This is a genomic window from Streptomyces sp. NPDC002588 (genome assembly GCF_040295925.1).
In the GTDB taxonomy this organism is placed as follows: domain Bacteria; phylum Actinomycetota; class Actinomycetes; order Streptomycetales; family Streptomycetaceae; genus Streptomyces.
On the sequence record NZ_JBEOWF010000035.1, the window covers coordinates 57,624 to 73,903 of the forward strand.

Annotated in this window: 21 protein-coding genes and 1 pseudogene; 20 read left to right on the top strand and 2 right to left on the bottom strand. The window is 67.8% G+C overall.

Translation table 11 applies throughout. The annotated features are described in order from the left end of the window. Window positions 1-205 precede the first annotated feature (205 nt). The 17 genes and pseudogenes from rpsH to truA all read left to right on the top strand — a co-directional run bounded on the left by rpsH (window position 206) and on the right by truA (window position 10,764). Window positions 206-604 (top strand): 30S ribosomal protein S8, encoded by a 399-nt coding sequence (gene rpsH, locus ABT057_RS33330; protein ID WP_030788259.1) that lies wholly within the window; start codon window positions 206-208, stop codon window positions 602-604. Window positions 605-628: 24 nt separating this feature from the next. Beyond that, window positions 629-1,168 carry a 50S ribosomal protein L6 gene (gene rplF, locus ABT057_RS33335; RefSeq protein WP_352347373.1) on the top strand — a complete coding sequence of 180 codons (540 nt, stop codon included), beginning with the start codon at window positions 629-631 and terminating at the stop codon, window positions 1,166-1,168. Between the two features lie 3 nt (window positions 1,169-1,171). Next, entirely contained in the window at window positions 1,172-1,555 is a 384-nt protein-coding gene (gene rplR / locus ABT057_RS33340; RefSeq protein ID WP_352347374.1) for a 50S ribosomal protein L18, read from the top strand. A 36-nt stretch (window positions 1,556-1,591) separates the two neighbouring features. Next, window positions 1,592-2,197 (top strand): 30S ribosomal protein S5, encoded by a 606-nt coding sequence (rpsE, locus tag ABT057_RS33345; protein WP_019753099.1) that lies wholly within the window; start codon window positions 1,592-1,594, stop codon window positions 2,195-2,197. Further along, a complete protein-coding gene (rpmD, locus tag ABT057_RS33350) occupies window positions 2,197-2,379 on the top strand; it encodes a 50S ribosomal protein L30 (RefSeq protein WP_009190145.1) in 183 nt (60 codons plus the stop codon). Before rpsE ends, rpmD begins: the two co-directional genes overlap by 1 nt. Before the next feature lie 2 nt (window positions 2,380-2,381). Continuing rightward, the gene (gene rplO / locus ABT057_RS33355; protein ID WP_003974249.1) at window positions 2,382-2,837 is read left to right on the top strand and encodes a 50S ribosomal protein L15; all 456 of its coding nucleotides are present in this window, start codon (window positions 2,382-2,384) and stop codon (window positions 2,835-2,837) included. 259 nt (window positions 2,838-3,096) lie between these two features. Further along, complete coding sequence (gene secY, locus ABT057_RS33360) at window positions 3,097-4,410, top strand: preprotein translocase subunit SecY (RefSeq protein ID WP_352347375.1); 1,314 nt, start codon at window positions 3,097-3,099, stop codon at window positions 4,408-4,410. Continuing rightward, entirely contained in the window at window positions 4,410-5,072 is a 663-nt protein-coding gene (locus ABT057_RS33365; RefSeq protein WP_352347376.1) for an adenylate kinase, read from the top strand. The genes secY and ABT057_RS33365 overlap by 1 nt, the downstream gene beginning before the upstream one ends. Window positions 5,073-5,201: 129 nt before the next feature. Continuing rightward, window positions 5,202-6,038 carry a type I methionyl aminopeptidase gene (gene map, locus ABT057_RS33370; protein ID WP_352347377.1) on the top strand — a complete coding sequence of 279 codons (837 nt, stop codon included), beginning with the start codon at window positions 5,202-5,204 and terminating at the stop codon, window positions 6,036-6,038. Between the two features lie 98 nt (window positions 6,039-6,136). Then, window positions 6,137-6,295, top strand: a pseudogene (locus tag ABT057_RS33375) (type I methionyl aminopeptidase); the annotation flags it as partial. Between the two features lie 235 nt (window positions 6,296-6,530). Then, window positions 6,531-6,752 carry a translation initiation factor IF-1 gene (infA, locus tag ABT057_RS33380; protein WP_003948620.1) on the top strand — a complete coding sequence of 74 codons (222 nt, stop codon included), beginning with the start codon at window positions 6,531-6,533 and terminating at the stop codon, window positions 6,750-6,752. A 73-nt stretch (window positions 6,753-6,825) separates the two neighbouring features. After that, a complete protein-coding gene (rpmJ, locus tag ABT057_RS33385; RefSeq protein ID WP_004984509.1) occupies window positions 6,826-6,939 on the top strand; it encodes a 50S ribosomal protein L36 in 114 nt (37 codons plus the stop codon). 202 nt (window positions 6,940-7,141) lie between these two features. Next, window positions 7,142-7,522, top strand: a complete 381-nt coding sequence (gene rpsM, locus ABT057_RS33390) for a 30S ribosomal protein S13 (protein ID WP_336539795.1) — start codon at window positions 7,142-7,144, stop codon at window positions 7,520-7,522. 68 nt (window positions 7,523-7,590) lie between these two features. Then, the gene (gene rpsK / locus ABT057_RS33395; protein ID WP_010354218.1) at window positions 7,591-7,995 is read left to right on the top strand and encodes a 30S ribosomal protein S11; all 405 of its coding nucleotides are present in this window, start codon (window positions 7,591-7,593) and stop codon (window positions 7,993-7,995) included. A 114-nt stretch (window positions 7,996-8,109) separates the two neighbouring features. Next, window positions 8,110-9,132 (top strand): DNA-directed RNA polymerase subunit alpha, encoded by a 1,023-nt coding sequence (locus ABT057_RS33400; protein WP_062640332.1) that lies wholly within the window; start codon window positions 8,110-8,112, stop codon window positions 9,130-9,132. 117 nt (window positions 9,133-9,249) lie between these two features. Continuing rightward, a complete protein-coding gene (gene rplQ / locus ABT057_RS33405; RefSeq protein ID WP_352347378.1) occupies window positions 9,250-9,762 on the top strand; it encodes a 50S ribosomal protein L17 in 513 nt (170 codons plus the stop codon). Between the two features lie 144 nt (window positions 9,763-9,906). Then, window positions 9,907-10,764: a tRNA pseudouridine(38-40) synthase TruA gene (gene truA / locus ABT057_RS33410; RefSeq protein ID WP_352347379.1), complete on the top strand. Its 858-nt coding sequence runs from the start codon at window positions 9,907-9,909 to the stop codon at window positions 10,762-10,764. Window positions 10,765-10,788: 24 nt separating this feature from the next. Here the strand turns inward: truA and ABT057_RS33415 are convergent, their stop codons facing one another. Continuing rightward, window positions 10,789-11,664 carry a hypothetical protein gene (locus ABT057_RS33415; RefSeq protein WP_352347380.1) on the bottom strand — a complete coding sequence of 292 codons (876 nt, stop codon included), beginning with the start codon at window positions 11,662-11,664 and terminating at the stop codon, window positions 10,789-10,791. Window positions 11,665-11,985: 321 nt separating this feature from the next. Between ABT057_RS33415 and rplM the strand changes: the two genes are divergently transcribed. The 3 genes from rplM to glmM all read left to right on the top strand — a co-directional run bounded on the left by rplM (window position 11,986) and on the right by glmM (window position 14,529). Then, on the top strand, window positions 11,986-12,429 hold the full coding sequence (gene rplM / locus ABT057_RS33420) for a 50S ribosomal protein L13 (protein ID WP_352347381.1): 444 nt from the start codon (window positions 11,986-11,988) through the stop codon (window positions 12,427-12,429). A 44-nt stretch (window positions 12,430-12,473) separates the two neighbouring features. Next, on the top strand, window positions 12,474-12,995 hold the full coding sequence (gene rpsI, locus ABT057_RS33425; RefSeq protein WP_352347382.1) for a 30S ribosomal protein S9: 522 nt from the start codon (window positions 12,474-12,476) through the stop codon (window positions 12,993-12,995). Window positions 12,996-13,170: 175 nt separating this feature from the next. Beyond that, window positions 13,171-14,529, top strand: coding sequence for a phosphoglucosamine mutase (gene glmM, locus ABT057_RS33430; protein WP_352347383.1), 1,359 nt, complete (start codon window positions 13,171-13,173; stop codon window positions 14,527-14,529). Between the two features lie 37 nt (window positions 14,530-14,566). Here glmM and ABT057_RS33435 read toward each other — a convergent pair whose 3' ends face one another. Beyond that, window positions 14,567-16,006, bottom strand: a complete 1,440-nt coding sequence (locus ABT057_RS33435; protein ID WP_352347384.1) for an MFS transporter — start codon at window positions 16,004-16,006, stop codon at window positions 14,567-14,569. Window positions 16,007-16,280: the final 274 nt, after the last annotated feature.

Genomic DNA, 16,280 nt, shown 5'->3' on the forward strand with positions numbered 1-16,280 from the left:
CTAGGGGTTCCAGAGGCTCTCGGTAAGCACTGGGCGTGTCAGGCGCCCACCCCTTCATGGCTTAGGCTTAGAGGGTTGGGCGCCTGACAGTCGCCCGTACGACTTACTACGCCGTAGGTCCACCGCGCCGCACCCGTCCCGTCTCGGATCGGGGAGAGGGATGGCGCACCAGGAAACCCCGGCGAGAGAGGCCACAGGCCAATTCATGACCATGACTGATCCGATCGCAGACATGCTGACGCGTCTGCGGAACGCGAACTCGGCGTACCACGACTCCGTGACGATGCCGGCGTCCAAGATCAAGTCGCACATCGCGGAGATCCTCCAGCAGGAGGGCTTCATCACGGGCTGGAAGGTCGAGGACGCCGAGGTCGGCAAGAACCTCACCCTCGAGCTGAAGTTCGGCCCGAACCGTGAGCGCTCCATCGCGGGCATCAAGCGGATCTCCAAGCCCGGTCTCCGGGTGTACGCGAAGTCCACCTCCCTGCCGAAGGTGCTGGGCGGCCTCGGCGTGGCGATCATCTCCACGTCGCACGGGCTCCTCACCGACAAGCAGGCCGGCAAGAAGGGCGTGGGTGGGGAAGTCCTCGCCTACGTCTGGTAGCAGAAGGGAACGGAGGAAACAGCTATGTCGCGCATCGGCAAGCTCCCCATCGCGGTTCCCGCCGGCGTGGACGTCACCATCGACGGCCGGACCGTGTCGGTCAAGGGTCCCAAGGGCTCGCTGACTCACACCGTCGTGGCACCGATCGACATCGCCAAGGGCGACGACGGCACCCTGCAGGTGACCCGCCCCAACGACGAGCGTCAGAGCAAGGCCCTGCACGGCCTGTCCCGCACGCTGGTGGCGAACATGATCACCGGCGTGACCCAGGGTTACGTGAAGAAGCTCGAGATCAGCGGTGTCGGTTACCGCGTGACCGCCAAGGGCTCGAACCTCGAGTTCGCGCTCGGTTACAGCCACCCGATCCTGGTCGAGGCCCCCGAGGGCATCACCTTCAAGGTCGAGACCCCGACCCGTTTCCAGGTCGAGGGCATCGACAAGCAGAAGGTCGGCGAGGTTGCGGCCAACATCCGCAAGCTGCGCAAGCCTGACCCGTACAAGGCCAAGGGCGTCAAGTACGAGGGCGAAGTCATCCGCCGCAAGGTCGGAAAGGCGGGTAAGTAAGCCATGGCATACGGGCAGAAGATCCTGAAGGGCGACGCCTACAAGCGCGCCGCGATCAAGCGCCGTCACATCCGGATCCGCAAGCGGATCAACGGTACGTCGGAGCGTCCCCGTCTGGTCGTTACCCGCTCCAACCGCCACATCGTGGCGCAGGTGATCGACGACCTGAAGGGCCACACCCTGGCTTCGGCGTCCACGCTGGACACGTCGATCCGCGGTGGCGAGGGCGACAAGTCCGCGCAGGCCAAGCAGGTCGGCGCCCTGGTCGCCGAGCGTGCCAAGGCCGCCGGCGTCGAGGCTGTCGTGTTCGACCGTGGTGGTAACCAGTACGCCGGGCGCATCGCCGCCCTGGCGGACGCCGCCCGCGAGGCCGGGCTCAAGTTCTGAGCCGCTTGTAGCTAGCGGAAAGAGAGAGGTAATCCAATGGCTGGACCCCAGCGCCGCGGAAGCGGTGCCGGTGGCGGCGAGCGGCGGGACCGGAAGGGCCGTGACGGCGGCGCTGCTGCCGCCGAGAAGACCGCGTACGTTGAGCGCGTCGTCGCGATCAACCGCGTCGCCAAGGTTGTGAAGGGTGGTCGTCGCTTCAGCTTCACCGCGCTGGTCGTGGTGGGCGACGGTGACGGCACCGTGGGTGTCGGCTACGGCAAGGCCAAGGAGGTGCCGGCCGCCATCGCCAAGGGCGTTGAGGAGGCCAAGAAGCACTTCTTCAAGGTCCCCCGTATCCAGGGCACCATCCCGCACCCCATCCAGGGTGAGAAGGCGGCCGGCGTCGTGCTCCTGAAGCCCGCGTCCCCCGGTACCGGCGTCATCGCCGGTGGTCCGGTGCGTGCCGTGCTCGAGTGCGCCGGTATCCACGACGTGCTGTCGAAGTCGCTCGGCTCCGACAACGCGATCAACATCGTGCACGCCACCGTGGAGGCCCTGAAGGGTCTGCAGCGTCCCGAGGAGATCGCGGCCCGCCGTGGTCTGCCGCTCGAGGACGTCGCTCCCGCGGCCCTGCTGCGTGCGCGTGCCGGGGCGGGTGCGTGATGGCTCAGCTCAAGATCACGCAGACGAAGTCCTACATCGGCAGCAAGCAGAACCACCGTGACACCCTGCGTTCCCTGGGCCTCAAGCGCCTGGGTGACGTGGTCGTCAAGGAGGACCGCCCCGAGTTCCGCGGCATGGTGCACACCGTCCGCCACCTCGTGACGGTCGAGGAGGTCGACTGATCATGGCGGAGAACAACCCGCTCAAGATCCACAACCTCCGTCCCGCCCCGGGCGCCAAGACCGCGAAGACCCGTGTCGGTCGTGGTGAGGCCTCGAAGGGTAAGACGGCCGGTCGTGGTACCAAGGGCACGAAGGCCCGCTACCAGGTTCCGGAGCGCTTCGAGGGTGGCCAGATGCCCCTCCACATGCGTCTTCCGAAGCTGAAGGGCTTCAAGAACCCGTTCAAGACCGAGTTCCAGGTCGTGAACCTCGACAAGCTGGCCGCGCTCTACCCCGAGGGTGGCGAGGTCACCGTCGAGGGTCTGGTGGCCAAGGGTGCCGTTCGCAAGAACAGCCTCGTCAAGGTCCTCGGCCAGGGCGAGATCTCCGTGGCGCTGCAGGTGACGGTCGACGCCGTCTCCGGCTCCGCCAAGGAGAAGATCACCGCCGCCGGCGGCACCGTCACCGAGCTCGTCTGAACCCATCAGGCGTCTCGATGACTTGAGCGATCCCGACCGGGGATACCCCACAAATGGGGTATCCCCGGTTGGTCGTTCCTAGGGCGGCTGTGTCGCGGGTAAGGTGACCTGCACTGCCCACTTTTCACAAGGTTCTCTCAAGAGGGCACCTTGAGCGGCAGTCGACCGTTACTCATGTCGTTGTCGTATGTCGTTGTTCTTATTGGACCCTCAAGACCGTCACCCTTGACGCAGTTGCGCGGGGGTCGCAGGAGGCACCGTGCTCACCGCGTTCGCCCGGGCGTTCAAGACGCCCGACCTGCGCAAGAAGCTGCTCTTCACGCTCGCCATCATCGTGGTCTACCGGGTCGGCACGCACATCCCGATCCCCGGTGTCGACTACACGTCCGTCCAGCAGTGCGTGGACGAGGCGTCCGGCAACCAGGGCCTCTTCGGTCTGGTGAACATGTTCAGCGGTGGTGCGCTGCTGCAGATCACCGTCTTCGCGCTGGGCATCATGCCGTACATCACGGCGAGCATCATCCTTCAGCTGCTGACCGTGGTCATCCCGCGCCTGGAGGCCCTGAAGAAGGAGGGCCAGGCCGGTACCACGAAGATCACGCAGTACACCCGATACCTCACGGTGGCGCTCGCCATCCTGCAGGGCACCGGCCTGGTGGCCACCGCCCGCAGCGGCGCCCTGTTCTCCGGCTGCTCGGTCGCCTCGAGCATCGTCCCGGACCGCGCGATCTTCACCACCATCGTCATGGTCATCTGCATGACCGCCGGTACGGCCGTCGTGATGTGGCTCGGTGAGCTCATCACCGACCGCGGCATCGGCAACGGCATGTCGATCCTGATGTTCATCTCGATCGCCGCGACCTTCCCGTCCGCGCTGTGGGCCATCAAGAAGCAGGGCACCCTGGCCGACGGCTGGATCGAGTTCGGCACGGTCATCCTGGTCGGCCTGGTGATGGTGGGCCTGGTGGTCTTCGTCGAGCAGGCCCAGCGCCGGATCCCCGTGCAGTACGCGAAGCGCATGATCGGCCGCCGGTCCTACGGCGGCACCTCGACGTACATCCCCCTCAAGGTGAACCAGGCCGGTGTGATCCCGGTCATCTTCGCCTCGTCGCTGCTCTACATCCCGGCTCTCGTCGCCCAGTTCTCCAGCGGGAACTCCAGCTGGAAGACCTGGATCGAGCAGAACCTGACCAAGGGCACCCACCCGGTCTACATCAGCATGTACTTCCTGCTCATCGTGTTCTTCTCCTTCTTCTACGTGGCGATCTCCTTCAACCCCGAGGAAGTCGCCGACAACATGAAGAAGTATGGTGGCTTCATCCCGGGCATCCGGGCTGGCCGACCGACCGCTGAGTACCTGTCGTACGTGCTCAACCGGATCACCTGGCCGGGTTCGCTGTACTTGGGTCTGATTGCTCTCGTCCCGACGATGGCGTTGGCTGGCTTCGGGGCAAGCCAGAACTTCCCGTTCGGCGGGACCAGCATCCTGATCATCGTGGGTGTGGGTCTCGAGACGGTGAAGCAGATCGAGAGCCAGCTCCAGCAGCGCAATTACGAAGGGTTCCTCCGCTGATGCGAATCGTCCTCGTCGGGCCGCCGGGTGCCGGAAAGGGTACGCAGGCCACTCGCCTGGCCGAGACACTGAGCGTGCCGCACATCTCCACGGGCGACCTGTTCCGCGCCAACATCAGCCGGCAGACCGACCTCGGGAAACTCGCGAAGTCCTACATGGACGCCGGGAACCTCGTCCCCGACGAGGTGACCATCGCGATGGCCAAGGACCGCATGGAGCAGCCGGACGCCGAGCGCGGCTTCCTGCTGGACGGCTTCCCGCGCAACGTCTCGCAGGCCGAGGCCCTGGACGAACTGCTCACCACCGAGGGCATCAAGCTGGACGCGGTACTGGACCTGGAGGCCCCCGAGGAGGAGGTCGTCAAGCGGATCGCCGGCCGGCGCATCTGCCGCAACGACTCGTCCCACGTCTTCCACGTGTCGTACAAGAAGCCGGCGCAGGACGGCGTGTGCGACGTGTGCGGCGGCGAGCTGTACCAGCGGGACGACGACTCCGAGGAGACGGTCCGTACGCGGCTGGAGGTCTACCACACGCAGACCGAGCCGATCATCGACTACTACAAGGCCCAGGGACTGGTCGTGACGATCGACTCCATGGGCCCGGTGGAAGAGGTCACCAGCCGCGCGCTGGCCGCGCTGAAGCGTGAGAGCGAGGACGCGTAGTCGTCGCCCCTGTACGGCCGTGGGAGTCCCCGGGACCCCACGGCCGTACTGTTGTGTACGTAGCAGGACCCCCCGACCGAGTGACCCCGACGGGTCACCCCGACCTAGTGACGGAGAGCGCAGGCCCCCATGGTGCAGATCAAGAGCCCCGAGCAGATCGCGAAGATGCGTGCGGCGGGGCTGGTCGTCGCCGCCATCCACGCGGCGACGCGGGAGGCGGCGGTGCCGGGGGCATCCACGAAGGACCTGGACGAGGTGGCGCGCAAGGTCCTCGCGGAGCACGGCGCGAAGTCGAACTTCCTGGGCTACGGCGGTTTCCCCGCGACGATCTGCACCTCGGTGAACGACGTGGTGGTCCACGGCATCCCCTCCGACGAGGTGGTCCTGAAGTCCGGTGACATCATCTCCATCGACTGCGGCGCGATCGTCGACGGCTGGCACGGCGACGCGGCGTACACGGCGTTCGTCGGCTCGGGCCACGCCCCCGAGCTGATCGAGCTCTCCCGGGTCACGGAGGAGTCCATGTGGGCCGGCATCGCCGCGATGAAGCTCGGCAACCGCCTGGTCGACGTCTCGCGCGCGATCGAGACCTACATCCGCCGCCAGCCCAAGCCCGGCGGCGGCCGCTACGGCATCATCGAGGACTACGGCGGCCACGGCATCGGCACCGAGATGCACATGGACCCGCACCTGCTGAACTACGTCGACCGCCGCCGCGGCAAGGGCCCCAAGCTGGTCCCCGGGTTCTGCCTCGCGATCGAACCGATGGTCTCCCTCGGCACCCCCCGCACCCAGGTCCTCGACGACGACTGGACGGTCATCACGACGGACGGCACGTGGTCGTCGCACTGGGAGCACAGCGTCGCGCTGACGGAGGAGGGCCCCTTGGTCCTGACGTCCCCGGACGGGGGCAGGGCCAAGCTGGCGGAGCACGGCGTCGAGACCGCGCCGGATCCACTGACCTGACGGCCCCCGGGCCTGTGCCGCGGCGGCCGGCGCAGCCGCTCGAAGCTTGTGAGGCGCCTCCGGCGCCGAGCCCGCGAGAGGGGCGTCGGGGATGGGTCGACTGGACGGTCATCACGACGGACGGCACGTGGTCGTCGCACTGGGAGCACAGCGTCGCGCTGACGGAGGAGGGCCCCTTGGTCCTGACGTCCCCGGACGGCGGCAGGGCCAAGCTGGCGGAGCACGGCGTCGAGACCGCGCCGGATCCACTGACCTGACGGCACTCGGCGTTGTCGGTCGGGGTCGGCTGGTCCGTCATGGGGTGCCACTGCCCACGGTGGTAGCGGCGGTCCCTTGCGTAATGATCTCCGCTGTGGGGCAGACTCTTCGATTCGTGTTTCTCGGAGTGCTGACGTAGACTGACTCGTCGGCTCTCGTGCACCCGCATGTCTGCATGCGGCCCCAGGGGAAAGCGGGGGAGTCGATCAAGGTAGTCGATTCGAAGGGCGAAGCGTGGCCAAGAAGCAAGGTGCCATCGAGATCGAGGGCACTGTCGTCGAGTCTCTTCCGAACGCCATGTTCAAGGTCGAGCTCCAGAACGGCCACCAGGTCCTGGCACACATCAGCGGCAAGATGCGGATGCACTACATCCGTATCCTCCCTGACGACCGGGTCGTGGTGGAGCTGTCTCCGTACGACCTGACTCGTGGCCGGATCGTCTACCGGTACAAGTAGATCTTGCCCATACCTTCGTGCGTCCTGGCGGGCGTTCGGGGCTGTCGGCAACTGACCCGGAGAACCTCACCCAATGAAGGTCAAGCCGAGCGTCAAGAAGATCTGCGACAAGTGCAGGGTGATCCGCCGTCACGGCCGGGTCATGATCATTTGCGAGAACCCGCGCCACAAGCAGCGCCAGGGCTGATCGCACAAGGATCACACCCTCTGCATCGACATCGCAGAGATTCGCGCGACGCGAGCTGAATATGTTCATACGCAGGACCCAGGGGATTTCCCGAAATCGCCTGACACCCCCGGTTCGGAGGCCGGGGACCCAGTTCGTACCTGGTACGGCGGCTGGGAGGCGGTCCTGTGGAAGACCTCCGACGATCACCAGGAGCCATTGAATGGCACGCGTTTCCGGTGTTGACATCCCGCGCGACAAGCGCGTGGAGGTCGCCCTCACCTACGTGTTCGGCATCGGCCGGACCCTCTCGCAGGAGACGCTGGCTGCGACCGGCGTCGACCCGAACACCCGCGTTCGCGACCTCTCCGAGGAGCAGCTCGTCGCGATCCGCGAGTACGTGGACAACAACATCAAGACCGAGGGTGACCTCCGTCGCGAGGTCCAGGCCGACATCCGCCGCAAGGTGGAGATCGGCTGCTACCAGGGTCTCCGTCACCGTCGCGGTCTGCCCGTCCGCGGTCAGCGCACCAGCACCAACGCCCGCACCCGCAAGGGCCCGCGTCGCGCCATCGCCGGCAAGAAGAAGCCGGGCAAGAAGTAGTCCGCAGCGGACTCGCCGTCCAGCGGTCTTCGCTGTAGGACCGACCACCTCCCGTAGGAGTTTTCCACATGCCCCCCAAGGGACGTCAGGGCGCTGCCAAGAAGGTGCGCCGCAAGGAAAAGAAGAACGTCGCGCACGGCCAGGCGCACATCAAGAGCACGTTCAACAACACGATCGTGTCCATCACGGACCCGGCCGGAAACGTGATCTCCTGGGCCTCCGCCGGCCACGTCGGCTTCAAGGGCTCGCGCAAGTCCACGCCGTTCGCCGCGCAGATGGCCGCCGAGTCGGCTGCCCGCCGCGCTCAGGAGCACGGCATGCGCAAGGTCGACGTGTTCGTCAAGGGCCCGGGCGCCGGTCGTGAGACCGCCATCCGTTCCCTGCAGGCCACGGGCCTCGAGGTCGGCTCCATCCAGGACGTCACCCCGACCCCCCACAACGGCTGCCGCCCGCCGAAGCGTCGTCGCGTCTGACGCGCTGGTTTTCGGGGCTCGGGCGGTGTGTCTCCTTCGAGGCGCACCGCCCGTACCCTTGCAGTACAGAGTCGGGCGTCAAATAGCGGGCGCCCCTGACTGAAGGAACACAACATGCTGATCGCTCAGCGTCCCTCGTTGACCGAAGAGGTCGTCGACGAGTTCCGCTCCCGGTTCGTGATCGAGCCGCTGGAGCCGGGCTTCGGCTACACCCTCGGCAACTCCCTCCGCCGTACGCTCCTTTCGTCGATCCCGGGTGCGGCGGTCACGTCCATCCGCATCGACGGTGTCCTGCACGAGTTCACCACCGTGCCGGGCGTCAAGGAGGACGTCACCGACCTGATCCTCAACATCAAGCAGCTGGTCGTGAGCAGTGAGCACGACGAGCCGGTCGTGATGTACCTGCGCAAGCAGGGTCCGGGTCTGGTCACCGCCGCCGACATCGCGCCCCCGGCCGGTGTCGAGGTGCACAACCCCGACCTCGTCCTCGCCACGCTCAACGGCAAGGGCAAGCTGGAGATGGAGCTGACCGTCGAGCGCGGTCGCGGCTACGTCTCGGCTGTGCAGAACAAGCAGGTGGGCCAGGAGATCGGCCGTGTCCCGGTCGACTCGATCTACTCGCCGGTTCTGAAGGTCACGTACAAGGTCGAGGCCACGCGTGTCGAGCAGCGCACCGACTTCGACAAGCTGATCGTCGACGTCGAGACCAAGCAGGCGATGCGTCCGCGTGACGCCATGGCCTCCGCCGGTAAGACGCTGGTCGAGCTGTTCGGGCTCGCCCGCGAGCTCAACATCGACGCCGAGGGCATCGACATGGGTCCGTCCCCGACGGACGCGGCGCTGGCGGCCGACCTCGCGCTCCCGATCGAGGAGCTCGAGCTGACCGTCCGCTCCTACAACTGCCTCAAGCGTGAGGGCATCCACTCCGTGGGTGAGCTCGTGGCGCGTTCCGAGGCGGACCTCCTGGACATCCGCAACTTCGGTGCGAAGTCCATCGACGAGGTCAAGGCGAAGCTGGCCGGCATGGGCCTGGCCCTGAAGGACAGCCCGCCCGGATTCGACCCCACGGCCGCTGCCGACGCCTTCGGCGCCGACGACGACGCGGACGCGGGCTTCGTGGAGACCGAGCAGTACTGATCTCCACCACCTCCGGGGTCCGCGTCGGCGGACCCCGGATCTCCGACGGGCGACCGCCCGCTCGGATACTGACCCCGGTACCTGATACGGCCGGGGCAGACACACAGGAGAAGAACCATGCCGAAGCCCACCAAGGGTGCCCGTCTGGGCGGCAGTGCCGCGCACGAGAAGCTGCTCCTCGCGAACCTCGCGAAGAGCCTCTTCGAGCACGGCCGCATCACCACCACCGAGGCGAAGGCCCGCCGTCTGCGGCCGTACGCCGAGCGTCTGGTCACCAAGGCGAAGAAGGGCGACCTTCACAACCGCCGTCAGGTGCTCCAGGTGATCACGGACAAGAGCGTCGTCCACACGCTCTTCACCGAGATCGGCCCGCGCTACGAGAACCGTCCGGGCGGCTACACCCGTATCACCAAGATCGGTAACCGTCGTGGCGACAACGCGCCCATGGCCGTCATCGAGCTGGTCGAGGCGCTGACGGTGGCGCAGCAGGCGACCGGTGAGGCCGAGGCCGCGACGAAGCGTGCCGCCAAGGACGCCGAGGCCGCTCCGGTTGCCGAGGAGACCAAGGCCGACGTTTCCGAGGCCGGCGAGGCCGAGGACGCTCCGGCCGAGGAGTCCAAGGACGCGTAAGCGTCTGCCGGGTCCTGTCTGTTCGGCGGGCCGCGGCTTCGTCGCGGCTTGTCGCGCGGTTTCCCGCGCCCCTCTGGGGCGCGCTCAGCGGGTCCGTTCCTTTCAGGAGCGGGCCCGCTTTCGGGTACCTGAGAGGATCTCTGTGTGAGTGACGAAGTTGAGCCCGGGTTCGTGCGGGTGCGCCTTGATCTGTCCTACGACGGGACCTCGTTCTCCGGGTGGGCGAAGCAGGCAGGGGGGCGGCGGACCGTGCAGGGGGAGATCGAGGACGCCCTGCGGACCGTCACGCGCTCCGGGGGGACGACGTACGAGCTGACCGTGGCCGGGCGGACCGATGCCGGGGTGCACGCGCGCGGGCAGGTCGCCCATGTCGATCTGCCGGAGGGCGTCTGGCGGGAGCACCACGAGAAGCTGCTGAAGCGGCTCGCAGGGCGGCTGCCGCGCGATGTCCGGGTGTGGGCGCTCAGGGAGGCTCCCAGGGGCTTCAACGCCCGTTTCTCGGCCGTCTGGCGGCGCTACGCGTACCGGGTCACCGACAATCCCGGGGGCGTCGACCCGCTGCTGCGGGGGCACGTCCTCTGGCACGACTGGCCGCTCGACGTCGACGCGATGAACGAGGCGGCCGAGCGGCTGCTCGGGGAGCACGACTTCGCTGCCTACTGCAAGCGGCGGGAGGGCGCGACCACCATCCGCACACTGCAGGAACTGAGCTTGCGCAAGGGCGAGGACGGGATCATCACCGCCACGGTCCGCGCCGACGCGTTCTGCCACAACATGGTGCGCTCGCTGATCGGCGCGCTGCTGTTCGTGGGGGACGGGCACCGGGGGCCGGAGTGGCCCGGGAAGGTGCTGGCCGCGGGCGTACGGGACTCGGCCGTGCATGTCGTACGGCCGCACGGGCTGACGCTGGAGGAGGTCGGCTACCCGGCCGACGAGCTGCTCGCCGCGCGCAACAAGGAGGCGCGGAACAGGCGGACGCTGCCCGGGGCCGGCTGCTGCTGAGCCGGCCCCGGCCCGGGCGGTGGATCAGCCGTTCGCGGCCGCGGAGGCCTGGGTCTGGCCGCGCTTGCGGATCTGCTGGAAGGCGAACTGGGCGAGGTCGTCACCCGCGGTGAAGACCGCGGTGTCCTTGGTGGTCACGTCCTTGCCGGTGCTGAAGCCGGTGATCGTGAAGTAGGCGTAGCGGCCGTAGGAGTTGGTCGTCGAGCGGCAGATCGCGCCGTTGCAGAAGGCCTTCACGCCGCCGCCGGTGAGGGCCTTGACGATGCTCTGCTTGTCGGACTGGCTCTTGACCTTGAGGGCCTGGGCCTCGGTGTCGAAGATCGCGACACCGAGCGTCACCGCGATGTTGCCCTTGGTGTAGGTGACCCGCATCATCCGGGTGCAGCCGTTCGCCGTCAGCACCTTGGGCAGGGTGCCCTGGGCGCCCGAGGTGCAGGTGGGGGAGTCGGCGGTCGGGCCCTTGGAGTAGACGTTCGAGCCCATGGTCAGCTGGTTGCCCGGGAACATCAGGTTCGGGCTGTTGGCCGCCGTGTCCTTGGCCTTGCTGGAGACGAACTCCTTCGGGTCCAGCGGCGGCGGGGCGCTGGTCGGTGCGAAGGACGGGGTGCCGGACGCGCTCGGCAGATCGGCGGTCGCGGGCACCGAGGACGTCGGCCGGTTGGCCTCGTCGTCGCTGCTCGCGTTCACCACGCCCATGGCGACGGCGGTGCCGATGCCGATGGTCGCGAGCGCGCCCCCGCCTATGAAGAACAGCTTGCGGCGCCGGTTACGCGTCTCCGACGCCTCCGCCAGCGCGGCCCAGTCAGGGCTCGCGCCGTCGCCGCCGCCGCTCCACGGCTGCTGGGAGTTCGGTTTCCACGGATCCCACTGGGACTGAGGTCCCCCCTGCCCATAGCTCATGGGCCGCATCTTAGACGGCATGACACGCCCGGTGTTCCGCCTCAACTCGCTTTGAAACCCTCTCACCCGGAGATGTCGTGTTTGCCGTGCGGGGGCGGGCGTGATGCGCTCGTTTTGACCCCACCGTGGCCGCACGGGTATCCTGCATCTTCGTTGTGTATTGGCTTGCTCATTCTCACGGGACGGGCCCTTACACCGGTCCACCGGGCCGATGACCAGCGACCAGCACGCGGTTTGCGTCACCGCAGTGCGGTCTGGGCTGTCGTGATCGTCTTCGGTGACCTTGTCAGGACCACTCACTCGAAGCGAAGGCTACGAACCGTGCGTACGTACAGCCCCAAGCCCGGCGATGTGACGCGCCAGTGGCACGTCATCGACGCTCAGGACGTTGTCCTGGGCCGTCTCGCCACCACTGCCGCCTCCCTTCTGCGCGGCAAGCACAAGCCGATCTACGCCCCTCACGTCGACACCGGTGACTTCGTCATCATCATCAATGCCGACAAGGTGCACCTGTCCGGCAACAAGCGGACCCAGAAGATGGCGTACCGCCACTCCGGCTACCCGGGTGGTCTGCGCTCCGTCCGCTACGACGAGCTGCTGGACAAGAACCCGGAGAAGGCCATCGAGAAGGCCGTCAAGGGCATGCTCCCGAAGAACACGCTGGGCCGTCAGATGCTCACGAAGCTGAAGGTCTACAAGGGTGACCAGCACCCGCACGGCGCGCAGCAGCCGCAGCCGTTCGAGATCACCCAGGTCGCGCAGTAACACCGGCCACACCACCCCAAGCTAAGAGAATCTGAGGAATCACCGTGGCTGAGACCACTGCCGAGCAGCCGCTCGAAGAGACCGAGCTCGTCGACATCGACAGCTACACCACCGAGTCCGAGGTCCCCGTCGAGGGCGAGTACACCTCGGAGTCGCTGGCCTCCCGCTTCGGCGACCCGCAGCCGGCCGCCGGCCTGGGCCGTCGCAAGAACGCCATCGCCCGTGTCCGGATCGTCCCGGGCTCCGGCAAGTGGAAGATCAACGGTCGCACCCTCGAGGACTACTTCCCGAACAAGGTGCACCAGCAGGAAGTCAACGAGCCGTTCAAGGTCCTCGAGCTCGAGGGCCGTTACGACGTCGTCGCCCGCATCGCCGGTGGCGGTGTCTCCGGTCAGGCCGGTGCGCTCCGTCTCGGTGTCGCCCGCGCGCTGAACGAGGCGGACGTCGACAACAACCGCGGCGCCCTGAAGAAGGCCGGCTTCCTGCGCCGCGACGACCGTGCGGTCGAGCGGAAGAAGGCCGGTCTGAAGAAGGCCCGCAAGGCTCCGCAGTACAGCAAGCGTTAATCGCTCGCTGCCTGCTCTGCGAACGCCCCGGCGGCACGCCACAGTGCCGTCGGGGCGTTCGTTTTACCGCAAACGGGGGCGTATAACGGCACAAGATGCTCAAATGCTTGTGTGACCGGATGCCGCTATCCGGTGTAGTGCGATTTTCGTAACTGACGCTTCCTCAGGAGGACAAGTGGGACGACTCTTCGGTACGGACGGCGTGCGCGGTGTCGCCAACGCGGATCTGACGGCCGAGATGGCGCTCGGCCTGTCCGTCGCCGCGGCACACGTGCTGGCCGAGGCGGGCACCTTCGAGGGCCACCGGCCGGTGGCCGTCGTGGGACGGGATCCGCGTGCGTCCGGGGAGTTCCTGGAGGCCGCCGTGGTGGCGGGCCTCGCGAGTGCGGGCGTGGACGTGCTGAAGGTCGGGGTGCTGCCGACGCCGGCCGTCGCGTACCTCACCGGTGTGCTCGGCGCCGACCTCGGCGTGATGCTCTCCGCGAGCCACAACGCGATGCCCGACAACGGCGTCAAGTTCTTCGCCCGCGGCGGCCACAAGCTCGCCGACGAGCTCGAGGACCGGATCGAGGCGGTCTACGAGGAGCACCGGCGCGGGGAGCCGTGGGAGCGCCCGACGGGCGGCGGCGTCGGGCGGGTGCGCTCGTACGACGAGGGGTTCGACCGGTACGTCGCCCACCTCATCGCCGTCCTGCCGAACCGGCTGGACGGGCTGAGGATCGTCCTCGACGAGGCGCACGGCGCGGCGGCCCGGGTGTCGCCGGAGGCATTCGCCCGGGCGGGCGCGGAGGTCGTGACCATCGGTGCGGAGCCGGACGGGCTCAACATCAACGACGGGTGCGGGTCGACACACCTGGAGAAGCTGAAGGCCGCGGTCGTGGAGCACGGGGCGGACTTCGGCATCGCCCACGACGGTGACGCGGACCGCTGTCTCGCCGTGGACCACACGGGCGGCGAGGTCGACGGGGACCAGATCCTCGCCGTGCTGGCGCTGGCCATGCGGGAGCGGGGGGCGCTGCGGTCGGACACCGTGGTGGCCACCGTGATGTCCAACCTCGGGTTCAAGCTCGCGATGGAGCGGGAGGGGATCCGGCTCGTCCAGGCGGCGGTCGGTGACCGGTACGTGCTGGAGGAGATGAAGGAGCACGGGTACGCGCTCGGCGGTGAGCAGTCCGGCCACGTGATCATCCTTGACCACGCGACCACGGGGGACGGGACGCTGACCGGGCTGATGCTGGCGGCGCGGGTGGCCCAGAGCGGGCGGTCGCTGCGGGAGCTGGCCTCGGTGATGGAGCGGCTGCCGCAGGTGCTGATCAATGTGCCGGATGTGGACCGGTCCCGGGTCTCCTCCTCGGAGGAGCTCGCCTCCGCGATCGCCGAGGCGGAGCGGGAGCTGGGTTCCACCGGGCGGGTGTTGCTGCGGCCCTCCGGTACCGAGCCGCTGGTACGGGTGATGGTCGAGGCGGCGGACATCGACCAGGCTCGCTCCGTCGCCGGCCGGCTGGCCGACGCGGTCAAGTCCGCGCTGGGTTAGAGCGAGTCGCACCACACCGGGGATTACGGGACAGCCCTTAGGGATGGTTCGGTGTGGCGGGATCCGCGTGGTTCGGGCCGTCCGGTTCGCCGGGACCTGTCACGCGGTGCCCCGCGCCCCCGTGGCGTCGCAGTGCCCACAACGCGACGGGGGCCCCTGCCCCGACCAGCGCGGACGCCAGACAGAGACCGGCTTGGTAGCCGGAGAGGAAGGCGTCCGAGTCGTTGGCCCCCGCGGCGGCCGCGGCCCGCTCCACGAACGACACCATCGCGCCCACGAGGGCGATCCCGACGACTCCGGATGCCTCGCGCACGGCGCTGAACAGTCCGGCGGCGATGCCGGAAAGGCGATCGGGCGGGGATTCCAGAGCACGCGTGGTCAGCGGAACAGCCAGCGCGGAGCCGAAGCCGATGGCCGAAAGGCCGGGCAGGATATGGACGAGACTTCCTCCGGAGCTTCCCAGGGCGACCATCAGCAGCCCCAGGCCCACCATGAGCAGGCCCAGGGCGGAGATTCGCCCGTCTCCCCAGCGGAGCGCCATTCGGGCAATGAAAGGTGCGGCGACGATCAGGGAAAGAGCCACGGGGACAAACGTCAGTCCGGCTGATGTCGGGGCAAGGCCGAGGCCGTTCTGCAGAAATTGCGACGTGAAGAAATAGACTCCACTCACGCTGAGGCCCCACAGCAGTTGAGTGATGATTCCGCCCACGAATGGGCGTTGCCGAAAGAGGAGCCGCAGCGCGGTGTTGCGGCGCAGGGTCAACTCGTACGACAGGCCGACGGCCGAGGCGACGAGAATGACCCCCGAAGCGGCCACCGGAATGCTGTCGAAACCGCGTTCAGGTCCCTCGATCAGGCAGTGGGCGAGGGCCGCGAGCGAGCAGCACGCCAACGCGACCACGCGCAGCGAGATGGTGGCCGACGGGGCGGTCGAAGAGGGGGTCGAGGAGCCGGGTCCGGGGAGCAGGAGACCGGCGAGGAGACTCGCGCATCCGAGCGGAACGTTCATGGCGAACACCGACTCCCAGCCGAGATGCTGGGTCAGGACTCCGGAGACCACGGGTCCGCAGGCCAGTGCCGAGGCCAGGGTGGCGGTGGTCGCGCTGAAGGCCGCGGTGCGCGCGCGGGGCGGCAGGTCATGGGAGAGGACCGCCAGCGAGGAAGGCAGAATCAGGGCGGCGCCGGCTCCCTGCAGCCCGCGGAAGGCGATCAGGGCCGTCCCGGAGGCCGCCAGGCCGCACCCGGCCGAGGAGGCGCTGAAGAGGGCGACGCCGAGCAGCAGCGTCAGGCGCCGACCGATGGTGTCGGCCAGATGTCCGCCCAGCAGGAGAAGGCTCGCCAGGGTGAGCGGGTAAATGGCCGCCACCCACTTCAATCCGGCATCGTCCAATGCGAGTTCGGCGCGAATCTGGGGCAGCGCCACATTCACGATGGTGTTGTCCAGGGCCGTCATGAACGACGGCAAAAGGACGGCCATGACAATGATAATGGCGCGCGATCGACTCACGGTACCTGCCTCGGGCGGCGGGGGAGGGGGCGGACGGGCGGTCACGTTCTTCAATCCCTCCTGCATACGCTGCCGTCCGGGTATATCGAGCGCGACTCGCGGAGACCCTGCTGGCCTGCGCCGGCTGGAAAGCCGCCTCGGCGTGTCACTGGAAGCCCGGCATGTCTCCGTGTTTGGCTGTTCGCTCACCTGCTGCCGCTGTTCGTGGAAGCGGTGACGGGCGGCGAAAACCGCCATCGGATAC